Origin of the sequence: Bacteroides cellulosilyticus, from assembly GCF_020091405.1 — a bacterium.
Lineage (GTDB): Bacteria > Bacteroidota > Bacteroidia > Bacteroidales > Bacteroidaceae > Bacteroides.
Map to the genome: position 1 here is coordinate 4441774 of NZ_CP081903.1, position 15053 is coordinate 4456826.

Annotated in this window: 17 protein-coding genes; 10 read left to right on the forward strand and 7 right to left on the reverse strand. The window is 43.6% G+C overall.

Annotated elements, in window-relative coordinates:
- Positions 1–166 precede the first annotated feature (166 nt).
- Genes K6V21_RS16480 through K6V21_RS16500 form a run of 5 tightly spaced genes read right to left on the reverse strand, consistent with a single transcriptional unit; the run spans position 167 to position 4722 of the window.
- Entirely contained in the window at positions 167–1111 is a 945-nt protein-coding gene (locus K6V21_RS16480) for an EamA family transporter (RefSeq protein ID WP_224319308.1), read from the reverse strand.
- On the reverse strand, positions 1078–2256 hold the full coding sequence (locus K6V21_RS16485) for a MalY/PatB family protein (protein WP_224319309.1): 1179 nt from the start codon (positions 2254–2256) through the stop codon (positions 1078–1080). The genes K6V21_RS16480 and K6V21_RS16485 overlap by 34 nt, the downstream gene beginning before the upstream one ends.
- The gene (locus tag K6V21_RS16490; RefSeq protein ID WP_224319310.1) at positions 2237–3139 is read right to left on the reverse strand and encodes a DUF3737 family protein; all 903 of its coding nucleotides are present in this window, start codon (positions 3137–3139) and stop codon (positions 2237–2239) included. Before K6V21_RS16490 ends, K6V21_RS16485 begins: the two co-directional genes overlap by 20 nt.
- A gap of 13 nt (positions 3140–3152) precedes the next feature.
- Positions 3153–3680: a cyclophilin-like fold protein gene (locus K6V21_RS16495; protein ID WP_224319311.1), complete on the reverse strand. Its 528-nt coding sequence runs from the start codon at positions 3678–3680 to the stop codon at positions 3153–3155.
- A gap of 13 nt (positions 3681–3693) precedes the next feature.
- Complete coding sequence (locus K6V21_RS16500; RefSeq protein ID WP_224319312.1) at positions 3694–4722, reverse strand: alpha/beta hydrolase; 1029 nt, start codon at positions 4720–4722, stop codon at positions 3694–3696.
- 247 nt (positions 4723–4969) lie between these two features.
- Here K6V21_RS16500 and K6V21_RS16505 point away from each other — a divergent pair, with 247 nt between their 5' ends.
- A complete protein-coding gene (locus tag K6V21_RS16505; protein ID WP_224319313.1) occupies positions 4970–5998 on the forward strand; it encodes a tyrosine-type recombinase/integrase in 1029 nt (342 codons plus the stop codon).
- A 763-nt stretch (positions 5999–6761) separates the two neighbouring features.
- Here the strand turns inward: K6V21_RS16505 and K6V21_RS16510 are convergent.
- The gene (locus tag K6V21_RS16510; protein ID WP_008777440.1) at positions 6762–7061 is read right to left on the reverse strand and encodes a hypothetical protein; all 300 of its coding nucleotides are present in this window, start codon (positions 7059–7061) and stop codon (positions 6762–6764) included.
- Between the two features lie 71 nt (positions 7062–7132).
- Here K6V21_RS16510 and K6V21_RS16515 point away from each other — a divergent pair, with 71 nt between their 5' ends.
- From K6V21_RS16515 to K6V21_RS16555, 9 genes are all read left to right on the forward strand, one after another.
- Positions 7133–7435 (forward strand): hypothetical protein, encoded by a 303-nt coding sequence (locus K6V21_RS16515; RefSeq protein ID WP_008659523.1) that lies wholly within the window; start codon positions 7133–7135, stop codon positions 7433–7435.
- Between the two features lie 182 nt (positions 7436–7617).
- Positions 7618–7947 (forward strand): hypothetical protein, encoded by a 330-nt coding sequence (locus K6V21_RS16520; RefSeq protein ID WP_004308738.1) that lies wholly within the window; start codon positions 7618–7620, stop codon positions 7945–7947.
- Between the two features lie 14 nt (positions 7948–7961).
- Positions 7962–8222, forward strand: coding sequence for a hypothetical protein (locus K6V21_RS16525; protein ID WP_004308737.1), 261 nt, complete (start codon positions 7962–7964; stop codon positions 8220–8222).
- A 698-nt stretch (positions 8223–8920) separates the two neighbouring features.
- Positions 8921–9301, forward strand: coding sequence for a single-stranded DNA-binding protein (locus tag K6V21_RS16530; protein WP_004308735.1), 381 nt, complete (start codon positions 8921–8923; stop codon positions 9299–9301).
- Between the two features lie 487 nt (positions 9302–9788).
- Complete coding sequence (locus tag K6V21_RS16535) at positions 9789–10316, forward strand: hypothetical protein (RefSeq protein ID WP_004308734.1); 528 nt, start codon at positions 9789–9791, stop codon at positions 10314–10316.
- Between the two features lie 466 nt (positions 10317–10782).
- Positions 10783–11097, forward strand: coding sequence for a hypothetical protein (locus K6V21_RS16540; RefSeq protein ID WP_007218095.1), 315 nt, complete (start codon positions 10783–10785; stop codon positions 11095–11097).
- Positions 11098–11515: 418 nt separating this feature from the next.
- On the forward strand, positions 11516–12016 hold the full coding sequence (locus K6V21_RS16545) for a DUF4313 domain-containing protein (RefSeq protein ID WP_007218096.1): 501 nt from the start codon (positions 11516–11518) through the stop codon (positions 12014–12016).
- A 490-nt stretch (positions 12017–12506) separates the two neighbouring features.
- Positions 12507–12761: an LPD11 domain-containing protein gene (locus K6V21_RS16550; RefSeq protein ID WP_004313639.1), complete on the forward strand. Its 255-nt coding sequence runs from the start codon at positions 12507–12509 to the stop codon at positions 12759–12761.
- A 471-nt stretch (positions 12762–13232) separates the two neighbouring features.
- Positions 13233–13913, forward strand: a complete 681-nt coding sequence (locus K6V21_RS16555; protein ID WP_224319314.1) for a hypothetical protein — start codon at positions 13233–13235, stop codon at positions 13911–13913.
- Positions 13914–14281: 368 nt separating this feature from the next.
- On the opposite strand, the gene K6V21_RS16560 is transcribed toward K6V21_RS16555, so the two are convergent.
- Entirely contained in the window at positions 14282–14926 is a 645-nt protein-coding gene (locus tag K6V21_RS16560; RefSeq protein ID WP_004308728.1) for a recombinase family protein, read from the reverse strand.
- Positions 14927–15053 lie beyond the last annotated feature (127 nt).

Sequence of the window (15053 nt, forward strand, 5' to 3'; positions counted from 1 at the left end):
CTGAATAGGGCGTGGTTTAATGATGTTGATAATCAGAAAGTTATAAAAATCTGTATTGCTGTTGATAAATTCTGACAAATCTCTGCGATATATAGCGCAGCTACTTTATCACCTTATCACCTTATCACTCTTTCTCTTCCTTTCTATCCAGAGAAAACGGAGACGTTTATATGGGTTCGGGTGGTTGTTTCTTCTTCTGTTTCCTGCTTATCAGCATGACTCCCAGTAGTATGATGAACAGTCCGCCCAATTGGATGAAGGTCACTTGTTCGTTTCCCACGATTACTCCTAAAAGTACGGCAATGAACGGATTGACATAGGCGTGGGTACCGACTTCTGCCGCAGGCCGCACTTTTAGCAGCCAGACGTAGGCAGAATAGGCAAGCAGGGAACCGAAGAATATCAGATAAGCCAGTGACAGCCAGCTTGCAGATGAAACATTCAACAGGTCGGTCCTTTGCATATCTCCATTCACAGCACTGCAAATCCAGAACATACCACTGGCGAAAAGCATCTGCCAGCCTGAACCGGCAAACGCATTTACTTCTTCCTCGCGGGAAGAGCGGTATTTGGCATACAAGGTACCCAGTGCCCAAGATATGCATCCGAAAACAAGAAGTAAGATTCCACGCTCGCTGTGCGGATGCAGGTTTGCTGCATTGAGTTGTTCCAAATAAAGCAAAATAACGCCCCCGAAACCGATGACTCCACCTGCGATTGTAAGAGGATTGCGGAGATTAGTTTTCCACATTGGGGCATCCAACAGCAGAATCCAGAGTGCGGTGGAAGAAGCGATGATAGCTACCAGGCTACTGGTTAAGTAGCGTTGTGCCAGCATCACTACAGCCATATCTATGAACAGCAATACAATTCCGCTGACGGCAGAGCGCTTTATCAGGCTTCTCCTGAATATTTTCTCTCCCCGTAAGTGGCATATGCCGAGAAGTATAAGTGCGGCTGCCGTAAACCGTAAAGCTCCGAGCAGAAAAGGAGGCAAGTCCTTTAATGCTACACCTATGAAGAAGTAGGTAGATCCCCAAACTACATAGATAAGGAAATAGGCGGTAATGATACCGGTTATGTTTCTGTTTGCTTTATTCGGTTCTTCCATTGCTTGAACCTTTCTAAACCTTCTGTTAATACTTGCCGGGGGCAGGCTATGTTGATGCGGACAAAGCCTTCTCCGGTGTCTCCGTACATGCTGCCTTCATTCAGCCAGAGCTTTTCTTGTTCCAATAGCGAGGTTACTATATCTTCCGAGGTACGCTTTAATGCGGAACAATCCACCCATACCAGATAAGTACCTTCCAGCTTCGTTACAGAGAGCTCCGGCAGATGTTTGGCGAAGAAACTTCTCAAGTAGTTATAGTTATCAAACAAATACCTTTTCAGTTCTTCCAGCCATTCTTCCCCTTCATTATAGGCGGCTATCAAAGCTTCTACTCCGAATGGATTTACGTCGCAGACTTCGTTTATATTGATGGCTTTGTCTATCTTCTTGCATACATCGGTATCAGCGGACACGATGTTGGCAATCTGGACTCCTGCCAGGTTGAACGCCTTGCTGGGGGAAATGCAAGTGACGGAATTCATCAGGAACTCCTGCGATATGGAGGCGAAAGGTGTATAGGTATATTCCGGAAAAACCAGTTCACAATGAATTTCATCCGCTACTACCGTTACATGATTCCGGAGGCAAATCTCACCGATACGTATCAGTTCTTCCCGGTTCCATACTCTTCCGGCGGGGTTGTGAGGGTTGCACAATAGTAAGAGTTTGACTTTACTATCGGCAGTCTTCTTCTCCAAGTCATCGAAATCAATCCGGTAAGTTTCGTTTTCATATATCAGTGGGTTGGAAACGATTTCACATCCGTTGTTTCGTATGGATGAGAAGAAGCAATTATACACCGGAGTCTGCACCAGGACTTTGTCGCCGGGGCCGGTCAGGGCTTTTATGATTGCCGACAGCGCCGGTACTACTCCGGAGGTATAGATAATCCACTCTTTTTCTATTCTCCAGTCGTGGCGTCTTTTGAACCAGTTGATCGTTGCATTGTAGTAAGCATCGGGTACACGGACGTATCCGAAGATGCCATGCTCCACCCGCCTTTTCAACGCTTCCGTCACGGCGGGTGCTGTGCGGAAATCCATATCGGCTACCCACATCGGCAATACACCCGGGGTAGTGGCAGAATCCCATTTATAGGAATTCGTGCCCCGGCGTGGAATGATTTCATCGAAGTTGTACGGCATATTGCATCTCTTTTGTTGTTTCATCAAAACAGGTCTGGTCATCCCAAAGTTTCAGTTTGCAGTTGCCGGGAGCCTTTATGTTTTCGTCTATGATGACGGCTCCGTAACTTTCGGCTGTGATGCTTCCCGTGCGTGGATTCTTTATGCTGTGAACCGGACCTTTGATGGTGGCCTGGAGACTGCTGTATTCAAATGCAAGGTCGGCATCGTCGGCCATTGTGCAGTTTTCCATAATCAGGTCGTGGGCATAACAAAGCGGTTGCGTGCCTGAAATCTTGCAGTTCACCAGACGCAGGTTTCTGGAATGCCAGCCCAGATATTCGCCATTCAGCTCGGAATCGTATACCGTTACGTTTTCCGTATTCCAGAAGGCATCTTTGGAGTTGATGATGGCATTGCGGATTTCTACGTTCTTGCAATACTGGAATGAGTAGTTGCCGTTCTGGCTGTAATTTTCGATGCGTATGTTCTCACCGTGTATGAACAGGTAGTCGGCTTTGTCAACCTGTACGTTCCTGAGTTCTACATTGCGGCAGAACCAAAGGGTTTCCAAGGCATTGGGAAGTTGCACGTTTTCCAGTTTTATGCCGTCCATTTCGCGGAACATCTTCGGTGCTTCCACTACGGTATCCGTCATTTGTACATTCTGCGAGTACCAAAGTGCGGCACGGGCACCTTCTGTAAAGAAACAGTTCTTTATAGTGAAGCCATTGTTGTGCCAGTACGGGTATTTCCCTTCGAAGCGGCAGTTCACTGCTATGATGTTGCTGCATTCTTTCAGTGCGGACTCACCTGTATGGATGGTTACATTTTCCAGTTGGAGGTCGTGAGTTGCAAACAGGGGGCGTTCGCCTCCGAATTCTTTGTTTTTGATAATTTCCATAATTTCTTTGTTTTTATTGTAGTTCGAATGTTATAGTTACACTGCCCGAACCGAGGGCGGATGCCAGTCCCGAAGGGTTATTTACACGCCCCAGGCGAGTATAGCTGTAGGATGTTGAAAAGGTCTCATAGAAAAGTACCAGACAGGAGCCGCCGTAAAGCATCAGGTCGCCCGTGCGGATGGTTCCCGGGTTGGAAGATGCGGTAGGCAGGTTTCCCGATAGGTAGAAGTACTTTTCGTTGCCGTTCAGTTCGGACATGTTTAGGGTCATAGGCAGTAATGCCTTGAAAGCTGTTGCCGCCGCATTGTTTTCCAGTGTGGCGGTGAATGAGGCGGAGCCGACTGTTATTTTTAGATTGTTGCTCATAGGGTTATCGTCATCATCATCGTCATTGCCGGGATTAACCGGAGGCTCGTCGTCGTCCGTACTTCCCGGAGGTATCTGTTGCCCTGTTTCGGGTATAGGAGCATCGTCGCTGCATGATGTGCTCCAAACGGACAATGTCAACGTCATAAAAATGAGTACTAAGTAATATTTCATAATCTTCACGGTATTATTTCAGGTATTCCTTAAAGAAAGAATCCAGCTTGTCGAACGGGATGAGGCTGACCCGGTCGTAAAGGTCCACATGGCCTGCACCGGGCACGATGTATAATTCTTTGGGCTCGGCAGCCTTGCTGTAGGCGTCTTCGCTGAATTCGCGTGAGTGTGCATTCTCTCCGGCGATGAAGAGCATGGGGCGCGGTGAGATGGTCTCGATATCGGCAAACGGATAGAAGTTCATGAACTTCGTGTTGCTTGCCAGGGTGGGGTGCGTGGTGGTCAGGGGCGTTGCACCTTCGGGGGTAAATTCTCCGCGTTCTGTACGGTAGAATTCATAAAACTCGCGTTCAATAGGAGAGGAGTCAGGCGTCAGTTCGTGTACGGTGCCGCCGGTGTATTTCGTTTCTCCACCCAGAAATTCCGCATAGCGTTGTTCGGCGGCTTCGGCAATGATTTGTTTCCTTTGTTCCAGGGTCAGTGCGTGTTTCAGTCCGTTGCGGCTTGCTGTACCCATATTATACATGCTGATGGTTGCAATGGCTTTCAGGCGCGGATCGATTTTTGCCGCACTGATGGCGAAACTTCCACTGCCGCAGATACCGATTACGCCGATACGGTTGCGGTCGACGAACGGGCGTGTACCGAGGAAATCGACTGCTGCGCTGAAGTCTTCCGCATAGATTTCCGGGGAGACGCTGTTGCGTGGTTCTCCTTCACTTCCTCCCCAGAAGGACAGGTCGATGGCGAGGGTGACGAAACCGCGTTCGGCCATCTTGGTGGCGTAAAGGTTTGCACTTTGTTCTTTGACTGCCCCCATCGGGTGCCCGACGATGATTGCGGGATACGTTTCTCCTGCTTTCATGTCTTTGGGCAGGAAAAGGTTTCCGGCTACTTTCATTTTGTATTGGTTGGAGAAGGATACTTTCTCCATGTTGACAAGAGTACTTTTATAAAAGTTGTCCGCATCTGTTTGTGCGAAGGAGAGGCTTGTGCCGAGTGTCACTAAAAATGACGCTGCTACTGATAGTATTCGTTTCATATACGCTTTGTTTTTGGTGATTAAATTGATTCTCTGTTTTCTACAATGCAAATGTACGGCGGAGTTAGCATACTGTTTGTAGACAGATTACGGACATGATAACCCGAATTACAGATTATGAAGAAATGAGTGGGGGAGCTTTATCGCCTGCTTGTCCTTTCTTTATCTTCTGTTTACAAACTTTGCGGATACGAAACCCGTTGTGGGTTTAAGCGCGATGTTGCGTGTAACTAAATAGTATAGAGGTATGAAAACAGAAGATATGGCACCTGACGTGGGAACCGATGCAGGAGCCGATGTGGAAATTGATGTGGGAAGGATGGAGCTGTCGTCCTACATGCTTGCGGTGATTGAAAAGTTGAAACATGAACAGAAGTATGCGGCTGCACATGGCTATCTGTGTGCGCTTCATTCGTTTCAGGACTTTGCCGGTGGCAGGGGAGTGCCTTTGCCGATGAATGAAGTCTTCCGTCCCGAACGGCTGAAAGCCTATGAGGAGTGGTTGATGCAGAAGAAGGCGCGTCCGCTGAAGCCGAACAGTGTGACCTGCTACATGAGTTCTCTGCGTGCGGTGTACAATCGCTGGATGCCTGCCGGCACTCCGGGACATGATGCAAAGATGTTTGCTGACGTGCATACCCGCGTGGTTTCGCAGACCAAACGGGCGTTGCAAGGATGGCAGATGGAAAAGGTGCTGGCGGGCAGTCCCTTCATTGCCGGACAGACTGCCCTCGATTATTTCCGCCTGATGTTCCTTTGCCGGGGCATGCCTTTCATCGACCTCGCCCACTTGCGCAAGCGTGATTTGCAAGGTCGATATCTCGTCTATTTGCGGCATAAGACCCGGAGCCCGATGCGGGTGGAGTTGTGTCCCGAAGCGTTGCGCCTGCTGCGCAAGTACGGAAAGGAGAATCCGGATTCCCCCTACCTGCTCCCCATTCTGGATGCGGACACGTCTGGCGGATGGGGGTTGTATAAGGACTATCAGGATGCCTTGCGACTGTTCAACCGTGATTTAGCACGGGCTATGGAGTTTCTGCTGCCCGGAGTACGGGTCAGCTCGTATACGGCACGCCACACCTGGGCAACGCTGGCTTATCACATGGGGCTGCCTCTGGGAGTCATCAGCCAGTCGCTGGGACACGCTTCCATACGGGTGACGGAAACCTATCTGAAGCCTTTTGAGAACGAACGGCTCGATAAAGCGAATAAACAACTGATTGCAACTGTGAAGAAAGGCAAATGGAAGAAATTTGCTAATAACAACATACTGTAAGGCACGATTTTAGCAAGAAGTTACTTACCAAGTAACGGCGGTAATCGCCTACAAAGGTGCACTTATTTTCACAAACAGTCAAGCAAACCTTAAGAAAAGTTGAAATGAAATTTGTACGATACACTATAATAACACTCTGAAATAAGAAAAACACATATTATCCTCCTATTTCTACTGCGGCAGGCATATGAAATGCAGCTCCCACTTTTTGTCCTGAAAGCGGAATGACTACTTCTTGTACTTTCTTTATCCTGAAAAGTATCTTTTAGTCTAAACGGTGCGTCCTGGAAACGCTTTTCCGGGCTGCATCGGATAGTAGTGCGCCGTTACTTGGTAATATTCTTAACCATCTTAAAAATATACACTTAAATATTTTATAATCAATATATTATAAGAAAGGTAATTTTAATGGAGAAACAAATAAGGAACAAAAATAGGAATTAAAGTGATTTCTCATTTTTCTATTTGCACTCTGTTTCTTTCTTTTCGTTTGTTTGCTTTCAGAGTGCATTCCGAGCAATTTTATCTGCTCTCATCATTCGAAGAATTTGCTCCTAACTTTAACTAACAAATTATTTGCAGCTCATAAAGAGAATACAAATTATTATCTCTTGAAGTTGTATTGCTTGTAGCAAAGATAATCTTTTTTGTACAGGCAGCCAAAAATGCCTGCCTATATTTAGTTTAATTTAGTTTAGCATATATAAGGCTAACAAACTAAACCAAACTGGATTTTCATGTTACTTTTTGTGATTTTCCCATTCTACCCATACAGCCAAAAGAGAAGATAAGCTCTTGCCTCTTTTCTCTTTTCGCTGCGATACTCTTTTACTTCATAGCCACCTTTTACACACATCCGTACCGAGCAAACTCCCACATGCTCGCATATCAACTTTCGGTCTGCCCGATGGGAATTGTGTCGCAAAGGTATTTGCCATGTCTTTATTGTATGCAAGGTTGTAACCTGAAGGTTCACTACAAAATCTCCACGCTCCGCTTCGCAGAGGTAGTATTTTGTAGTGAAACCCTGCATACATAGCCATGCCACCTGTTGAAGCGACATAATTTCAATCAAGCCCGAAAGTAAGTGAAATGCTACAGGAGGGAAAGTAACAAACTTAAAACTTGGTATTTATGGCAAATTATGCAACCAACATTTTCCACGCAAGAACGGAAAATAAAACAGACCTCGACAAAATAGAGGCTTTCTTGGATGACACTTTCAGCGAATTTACCAATCGATATGGTGATAGTGTAGATGCAGAATTTTCCTCTCGTTGGGTGTATCCAGAAGAAGAAATCAAAAAATTGGTAGAATCGTTGGAGGACAAAGATAAAGTCTATATCAAGATTCTAACCTATGAATTTGAAGACGAGTACGTGAGCTTTAGAATATTCTCTCAGGGAGAATGGAAGGTCAAATTAATAACTGAATGAGTAGAAGAAGATAAAGTAAAATTATGGTCTATCCTACACTTTGCTTATTCTATAAGAGACACACGGATGGAACGATTGTCGGTGATTTCGACAACAAAATCACTGTTCGTTTCATCTGTGGCAAAGAGAGAGTATTAAATACTGTGATGAAGTAATTTTTACAATTTTACAACATAGAAACCATGACACAGATAGCAATGAAATTCGTCCAATGGGATGTGCCCGAATTGGAAAAACTGAAAGATAGCAAGGTTTACAAATTACGGGAACGTCTTGATAATGGCGACAAGTTGAGTCGGGAAGAAAAGAACTGGCTCACCCGCAATGTGAAAGAGTGCTGCCATTTCAAAAGAGGTATCGCTTTAATGGGCTACCGTTTTGACTTCTCCGATGTTCTCAAACGGTATTTCGTGAAACAACACGGACATATTGCCGAATATTATACCATTGACAAAACCGCACTACGTTCTGTCCTATATGGTCGAATTGAAGATATAATCGAAGTACAATAAAAATCAAAAGAAGCATGAAAGTAACAATTGAACACAGCTTTTGCCCCTATTGTGACGAGGTAACTGAACTTTATTTCCGAATCATTAACACGATTCTTTTTTCTGGCAATGAGGCGGAATTGCGTGAAAGCATGAGACAGTTGGAGAAAAAAACTCCACTTGATGAATATTTCACATACGGTTACGGTGCACGACACCTTTGGGTTTGCCAGCGACGTCCCAGCGACAAAACCAAAATATTCGAGCATCGTATTATGATGGTTGAATTTCAATGACACCTTGGACAAATATCATCGACTGGCTGGAATGGAATCACCCATTTCAGCCTTACTTCCATTTTCCTTTTATAACTTTTTCTTTTGGCTGCGCCACTCCCTTTTGTAGAAACCAGCCATTCGCACAAAGCGAATTGGAAACCACTTTGTGAAAAGTCTGGTTCTTCCTGCCGTTTTTCCTTCCAGTTCCATTTTTTTTTCGATGCGGATATCACTATCCTCCAAGGATGGGCTACCTACGCTTCTGTCCACTCTTGGCTGACACATTCCTTATGCAGTGGCCTTTTTTCTGATTGGATGGTATTCTGTTTGTTACAGTCTCAATTCAAGCCAGGCATGTCTCGCTTTGGCTTTGCTATTCTTCACTGACTTTCGGACGGATGTCTCGCCTTTGTGCCGACATTTGGATTTGCTCTTTTTCCTTATCATTACCGGTTTACTTGTTTCCCATTTTCCATAATCGCTTTTTATCGAAGCAATCATCATTTTTCCTCTGCAAAGATAGTATGCCGACGGGAACGACATGGTTGTCTTGACCAATGGCGTAGCCGCTTCAATCTTCCTTTATCGAGCCTTCGATTTTACCTGTGGCTAAAAATAAAGCGTATTGACGCGCTATCCTTGGTGCATCCCTTAAACGACATCTACTTTTTAGGCAGTGTAAAAATTGATTTAATAACTTCTAAAAGCAATTCAACATGAAAAAGATTGAAAACAATTTCACAGTAACCGGATTCTTAGGTAAAGACGCTGAAATCCGAGAGTTCACCAACAGCAGTGTCGCACGTTTCCCATTGGCCGTAAGCCGTCAGGAAAGGAATGCCGAGGAAACCAACCGCATTTCAGCCTTTATGAATATTGAGGCTTGGCGTAAAAACGAGAATACTGGGTCATTCGACCAACTGACCAAAGGTACGATGCTCACCATTGAAGGCTACTTTAAGCCTGAAGAGTGGACCGACAAGGTCGGTGTGAAGCACAATCGTGTTGTTATGGTGGCTGTCAAGTTTTATCCTCCTATCGAAAAGGAGGATGTTCCTGAAAAGCCGGTAAAGCCCGTGAAAAAAGGCAAAAAATAATTCTTGCCTTATCATGAACAAAGCGATCTTTTGGTCGCTTTTGTTTTGCTCATGACCGGATTAATACGCATCATACTTTTATAAGTGACTGTTGCGATGCCAAGCTCCAAATGAAATCTTCACCCGGTAATACTGTTATACTTAGCTCCACTTGATGAACAGGCAGATTACGATTTTCAATAGAAAAAAGAAGACTCTCTCAATTCCATACCTCTGAGCAGCTTTCCAGTCCCTCTTATAACCATATTTCTTCCCAAAAGTGAGGTTACGTCCGCCGTCCATTAATTTTACAGTGCGAAGTTAAGTCGGACGTGAACCTGCAAGGCGCGTTTCATTTGCAGTCAATGCCGTTCAAATGAAATCCTTCGGATTCCGCTTCCTCCTTGCATTGTTCCCTTCTTCCGCCTTGTGGTTTGCACGTAAAATCAAATCCCACCGGACGAGGTAAAAGCCTCTGAAGGGAAGGGAAAATAAAAAATTAGAATGTATGAAACAAATAATTTGGTCAAGTGATGCTCTATTGGATGAAACAGCAAGAGAGTATTATCAAAATTTCAAGCGAGAAGAACTGGACGATGATGCCTACAAGGTCAGCGATGAAGAGTGGTCGGACGAAGTGTATAATGAATTGGGGGATGAGCGGCAGAACCTAAACAAGGATGTCAATGGAGTCATTATTGCATTTGGAGATTTAGGATTGTGGAACGGACGCAAACAAGGCTATCAAATTTTGGGTGACAACATTGCCGGGATATTACAATCTACACAGTATGATGCAGAGTGGTACGGTGACGGCTACGATATACGAGGCCGTATGTCGCACCATGATGGCACGAATTATGTTTTGTACCGTGTCGCTGAAAATCGTGACGACGCAGAACGGATTGCCGCAAAAATCTACAACTATGAAATTGACGAGAATGGTTTTCGCCAAGTTACACGTTCCCTCCACCCCTATGTGGCCGCAGTGTATGGCTGGAAAACTCTACAGGACAACCTCGTTCAGGTAAAATAGCCTGTAACCTGTACTTAAACAAATGCCGTAACGCTTTCTCAAGAGGCTGTTACGGCACTTGTGTTTTATGCCGTATATATTCTGCATAAAATGTGGTGGGAAACTATTCCTTTTTACACATTTATGAATGTTCCCGCCCAACTGTTGTAGGTGGCCGCTTGTGCCAGTTTCCTTTTTTAGACTCCGGCCCTCCTTTATAGCCCCATCCAGCTACCCCCCTATATTTCTATCCCGCAAGCCTGGTTATTTCCCTGCAAAATTCGATTGCCGGCTGTCCGTCCTGTCAAGGACCGCTGACACTTGCTGCTGTAAAATCTTCCTCTCCGAAATATCGAAGAGTGTATTTTCCGCATCCTCCTTGCCCGTTCTGGCCGCCAATCCCGTGGGCAGAAAAATAATCAACCTTTCGGTACAGGAAGTATCGAAGGGAAATAAATAAAATATTAATCTTAAAATTTGAGGCATTATGACATTCAGAGAATTTATGTTAGAGAACGGTTATGAATTGCAAACAACCTTTTGGAATGATTTTTCCATTGCTGACCGATTTGGTCTTTCGGCGATACAGGACACTTTCAACCGTGCTTTTGAGGAGTGGAAAGAGAACTACAAGTATCTCACGGAACTGGTTTTAGTGCTTAACCATAAGATATGGCAGTATTATGAAACAAGGCCGGAAATTGCGACATTGTATAATACCCTTTGGGCACAAGCCAGTCAATATGCAATGGAGTATCTGAAAGATGACGAGCTAAGCTATTATTATGATGTAACGGATTAAATGTCCCAGCTCCTCCCACAGGAACAAAAGAAAGCCGGCTTTTGTCGGCTGCTCTTTGTGGTCATTCCCTTTTTTATCACTCCGTTTTACCCTTGTATAAAACGAAATTATTTCGTTTCAGGCTGCTACCAGTCAGGACTTGTTTTTTCCTGTGCAAAGGTATTGCCACGGAAAAACATTCAAGTACCGCTACGCTATTTGAACACAATTTTTCAGTAGCTTTCCCGATTTTCAATCGCTCAAATGTCGTATACGCTCCATACCGCAACTGTAAAAATTCTGTCCAAATTCCTTGCCTGCTTTTCCTTAAAGGCAATCTTGAATGCACGTAAAAATCAAATCCCGACTGGAGAAGCCTAAAGGCTTCCGAAAAAAGGGAAAAAAAGAACATGATGTTTAATAGCTAAATTTTAAAAGTATGGAAATTCAATTTGTGATTGTTCGTTCAGAAAATGCAGAGTATTTGTGTCACAATGTAAATGGAACGTATGTGGATGTCAGCGACCCATCAACAGAATTTGTTTCTGGAGAGGATGATTTTCGCTTGGTAGAGCCGGACAGCTCCCTAACGCGGAAAGAATACGAGTTTCGTGGAGAACGCTTTTATCTCATGCCTCAATTTTATGGCAATGGCTGGTTAGCACTTACTTTGCAAAGTGTGGAAGATGAAACAGAGTATATCGTGCTATCCGTCAATTTGGAGAGCATGGATGCACTCGATTTGCCAGACCGTACATTTATTGATGTGAATCATTATCCGGATGCAATGGAGTTTCTGGAGACAAATAATTTAGCGACCTATTCAGGTTACAAGCGTAGAAGCGGATTTGTGGAATATCCAATGGCGGTATTGAATCTTCCTTTGCTTTATCAGCACGCCCCGCAGATTTTCCAAGAGGCGAATATCGAATGTTTTTAAATGGTTTTCTGAAAGTATGGTACTGATGACTACCAAAGAGATACCGTATCGGTTAAATCCTATCGGTATGGTATCTTCTTTTGCCCGAAGACAGGTGGCATCCCCCTTTTTTACAGATTGCTCCGTGCCCACTTTTTTAATTTCCTTGTTTCCCTTTTATAGCAGCGTAACTGCCTGCTTCTCTTTTACAGCCCTTATGTAATGAATGTTGATGTTTCCTGTCGTTATCCAGACTTTCGCCCGGTCTTGTTTTCGTGTGCAAAATTACGGCGAACGAACGCTATCCAAGTATCGCTACGCTATCCGAAATGAAATTTGACGTAATCTTCCTAAATCATAGATTTCGGTATTCATAAAATTTCATTTCCGATTCCTTGCACTGCGTTCCTGCTTCGTCGTTTGGGACGCACATGAAAAACAACCCTTCCGGCAAAGTCGAAAGACTTGAAAAAAGGGAAAATAAAAAACTTAATTAAAAACGAAAACGAGTATGACAATAGAAGAAGTATTACAGCACGATTTAAAATTCAGGTATATGTTATTGGGGCGTTTGCAAGCCGACTGTGAATATTATCTTGGCTTTGGAAACAAAAGTTCTCGTCGTTTGTGGGCTGGTTCTGAAAAGGCACAAATTGAATACATGACGAAAATTCACGACAGCTTCCGAGAAAACGAAAAACCCGAATGGCTGACAATGGAGCAAATCAAAGAATACAGCAATGCTATGGAAGTAACACAAGAATAATTCAAAAAAAATACCGTAATAACCTTTAACGGAGGTGTTGCGGTATTACAGTATTACAAATAAGGGTCGGAGTTTGAGAACATACCCTCTTATAATTGAGAGGGTAATAATAGTCCCTCTTTTATAATTATATCATTCTATTCCTTTTTTATATTTCTGCAAAAGGAATAGCATTCTTCTTTTATATTAATTATTTTTCATTTTATCTCCCATCTATTCTTCATCCTATCACCGGTTTGGTTTTATCAAATGCAAAGGTCGGCTATCGCGCTTGATCCTGCTACTTGAAGTGTATTTCTTACAAAATTCTTCCTTCCTGCGCAAGAGTAATTTGGCAAGAAAAGTTGCCGTATGAAGCTGTATCGACATCCGTTTACCGCATCCATAAATCCCAAAACGGTTCAATCAGTAAAGAACCGACAATATGGGAAATAAAAGTTAATACTAACCAATTCTTTAAACATTAAAATCATGCCTAATTATGTAACAAACCGTTTAGAAATAAACGTAGACAGAGAAACAGTACAAAATGTGATGGATTTCTTAAAAGGAAAAACTGATGAAGACAGTACGCCTTGCTATATTGACTTCAACAACATTATCCCTATGCCAAAGGACTTACTGATAGAAGCGTCCACTTCTGGGGAATTTGGTATGCAGTATATCATAGCACAGCAACGTAAACCGTTCAATTCACAGGACGACCTGAAAGTCATTCAATGGATGGAAATTCAGGAGGAAAAAGTCAGGGAAGAAGCATTACAACTTGGAATGACATATCTGAGAAACTGGGGAAAATACGGTTATCCTACTTGGTATGAATGGTCTATTGCCAACTGGGGTACAAAATGGAATGCCTTTAATCAGAATTTTGAAGAACCGAACGTGCTTTGGTTTGATACGGCTTGGGAAGGTGTGCCTCTGCTTATCCAAACACTCTCCGAGATATTTCCGGACGTCGAGTTTCAATATGCCTATGCGGATGAAGACCTTGGTTCCAACGTGGGCAAAGGGACTATCCGAAATGGAGAAACCGACATGACATTCCCCGATAACGGAAGTAACGAAGCCTTTGAAATTGTCTTTTTCGTAAAACCGGGATTAGAGGAATACTTGGAACTGACAGACGAGGGGTATAGGTGGAAAGCCTAAACATCTCCGGACAGACAATATCTGACATGTATTCAGGGTATATCTCAACCGATATATCCTGGATTCCTGTTGCCGGAAGCTCCGTTTATATTTATTCCATTCCACTTCCTTTTTACAATTTCACGCCTCTTGAACCAGTCTTTTTTGACCGTATTTACCCATCCCTTGGCTGGCCTACTTATCATCTTTGAAGCTGCTTTTACTGAAACCGCCAAACACGCCCTTCAAGAGCTTGCCGACAACCCAGAATACCAGCAATACAATTATAATATCTCCCATAAGTCTTACTTTTATAGTTTTAACAATAATAAAAATACAAAATAATAACCGAAAAACAAATATACGATCCTGATTATCTGAAAATTCTATCAGGAGTTACCTTCATTTGTTCCGTCCTCTTTCGGGTTCTGTTTGACACGCGGACCGCTGGTTTGGCCACGATCAAGTTTTACGCCATATTTATTGAGTATGCGCCAAATAGAACTTTTGCTGCTAAAACCGCTTGCAGCCCAAATGTCATCGAAAGAATGCCCGTTGATATACATATCCACGATTGTCTTATCTCGTTCAGCTTTAGGTAATACCTTCGGCACAGCCGGGGCTTTGATATTCTGGCGTAACTTCTCGACATGAGCGGAATATTTTCGTAGTGCGGCAATTTCTTCCGGAAATGCCCCTATTATCCACAACACATCGGCTGCTGTCGTACCGGGGAATAATTCACCGCGAGTATCAACTCTGTCATGAATGGATATGACACGTACAATTTTGATACGGCATAGTTCGATGAACGCGGCCAGTTCTCTTAAACCGCGTGCAGCATTGCTGAATTTGGATATGACTATTTCATCGCCCCTTTGAAGATTCGCCATAAGCTGTTTCCACATAGGTCTCAATGTTTCATGTTCAACTGTTTCCTCTACGATTTGTACACAACCATATCGCTGCATCCATTCTCTCTCAGCATCAAAACTGTCATTATTTTCCTTGAATATATAGCCAACTTTTGCCATTTTAATATACACTGTTTTGATAACAAGTGCAAATATAGCACTTTCATTTTAATCTAAAATCATATCGTGGCAAAAATCTCGCTAAATCCTTTTTTTAGCTTTTTTTCTTGCACTTGTTTTCATTGAT

Coding starts and splice junctions, on each gene's coding strand:
- K6V21_RS16550 (WP_004313639.1), top strand. CDS start 12,507: ATGACAATAGAAGAAGTATTACAGCACGATTTAAAATTCAGGTATATG.
- K6V21_RS16510 (WP_008777440.1), bottom strand. CDS start 7,061: ATGTCGCTTCAACAGGTGGCATGGCTATGTATGCAGGGTTTCACTACA.
- K6V21_RS16505 (WP_224319313.1), top strand. CDS start 4,970: ATGAAAACAGAAGATATGGCACCTGACGTGGGAACCGATGCAGGAGCC.
- K6V21_RS16545 (WP_007218096.1), top strand. CDS start 11,516: ATGGAAATTCAATTTGTGATTGTTCGTTCAGAAAATGCAGAGTATTTG.
- K6V21_RS16525 (WP_004308737.1), top strand. CDS start 7,962: ATGAAAGTAACAATTGAACACAGCTTTTGCCCCTATTGTGACGAGGTA.
- K6V21_RS16490 (WP_224319310.1), bottom strand. CDS start 3,139: ATGGAAATTATCAAAAACAAAGAATTCGGAGGCGAACGCCCCCTGTTT.
- K6V21_RS16535 (WP_004308734.1), top strand. CDS start 9,789: ATGAAACAAATAATTTGGTCAAGTGATGCTCTATTGGATGAAACAGCA.
- K6V21_RS16555 (WP_224319314.1), top strand. CDS start 13,233: ATGCCTAATTATGTAACAAACCGTTTAGAAATAAACGTAGACAGAGAA.
- K6V21_RS16540 (WP_007218095.1), top strand. CDS start 10,783: ATGACATTCAGAGAATTTATGTTAGAGAACGGTTATGAATTGCAAACA.
- K6V21_RS16485 (WP_224319309.1), bottom strand. CDS start 2,256: ATGCCGTACAACTTCGATGAAATCATTCCACGCCGGGGCACGAATTCC.
- K6V21_RS16530 (WP_004308735.1), top strand. CDS start 8,921: ATGAAAAAGATTGAAAACAATTTCACAGTAACCGGATTCTTAGGTAAA.
- K6V21_RS16500 (WP_224319312.1), bottom strand. CDS start 4,722: ATGAAACGAATACTATCAGTAGCAGCGTCATTTTTAGTGACACTCGGC.
- K6V21_RS16560 (WP_004308728.1), bottom strand. CDS start 14,926: ATGGCAAAAGTTGGCTATATATTCAAGGAAAATAATGACAGTTTTGAT.
- K6V21_RS16495 (WP_224319311.1), bottom strand. CDS start 3,680: ATGAAATATTACTTAGTACTCATTTTTATGACGTTGACATTGTCCGTT.
- K6V21_RS16515 (WP_008659523.1), top strand. CDS start 7,133: ATGGCAAATTATGCAACCAACATTTTCCACGCAAGAACGGAAAATAAA.
- K6V21_RS16480 (WP_224319308.1), bottom strand. CDS start 1,111: ATGGAAGAACCGAATAAAGCAAACAGAAACATAACCGGTATCATTACC.
- K6V21_RS16520 (WP_004308738.1), top strand. CDS start 7,618: ATGACACAGATAGCAATGAAATTCGTCCAATGGGATGTGCCCGAATTG.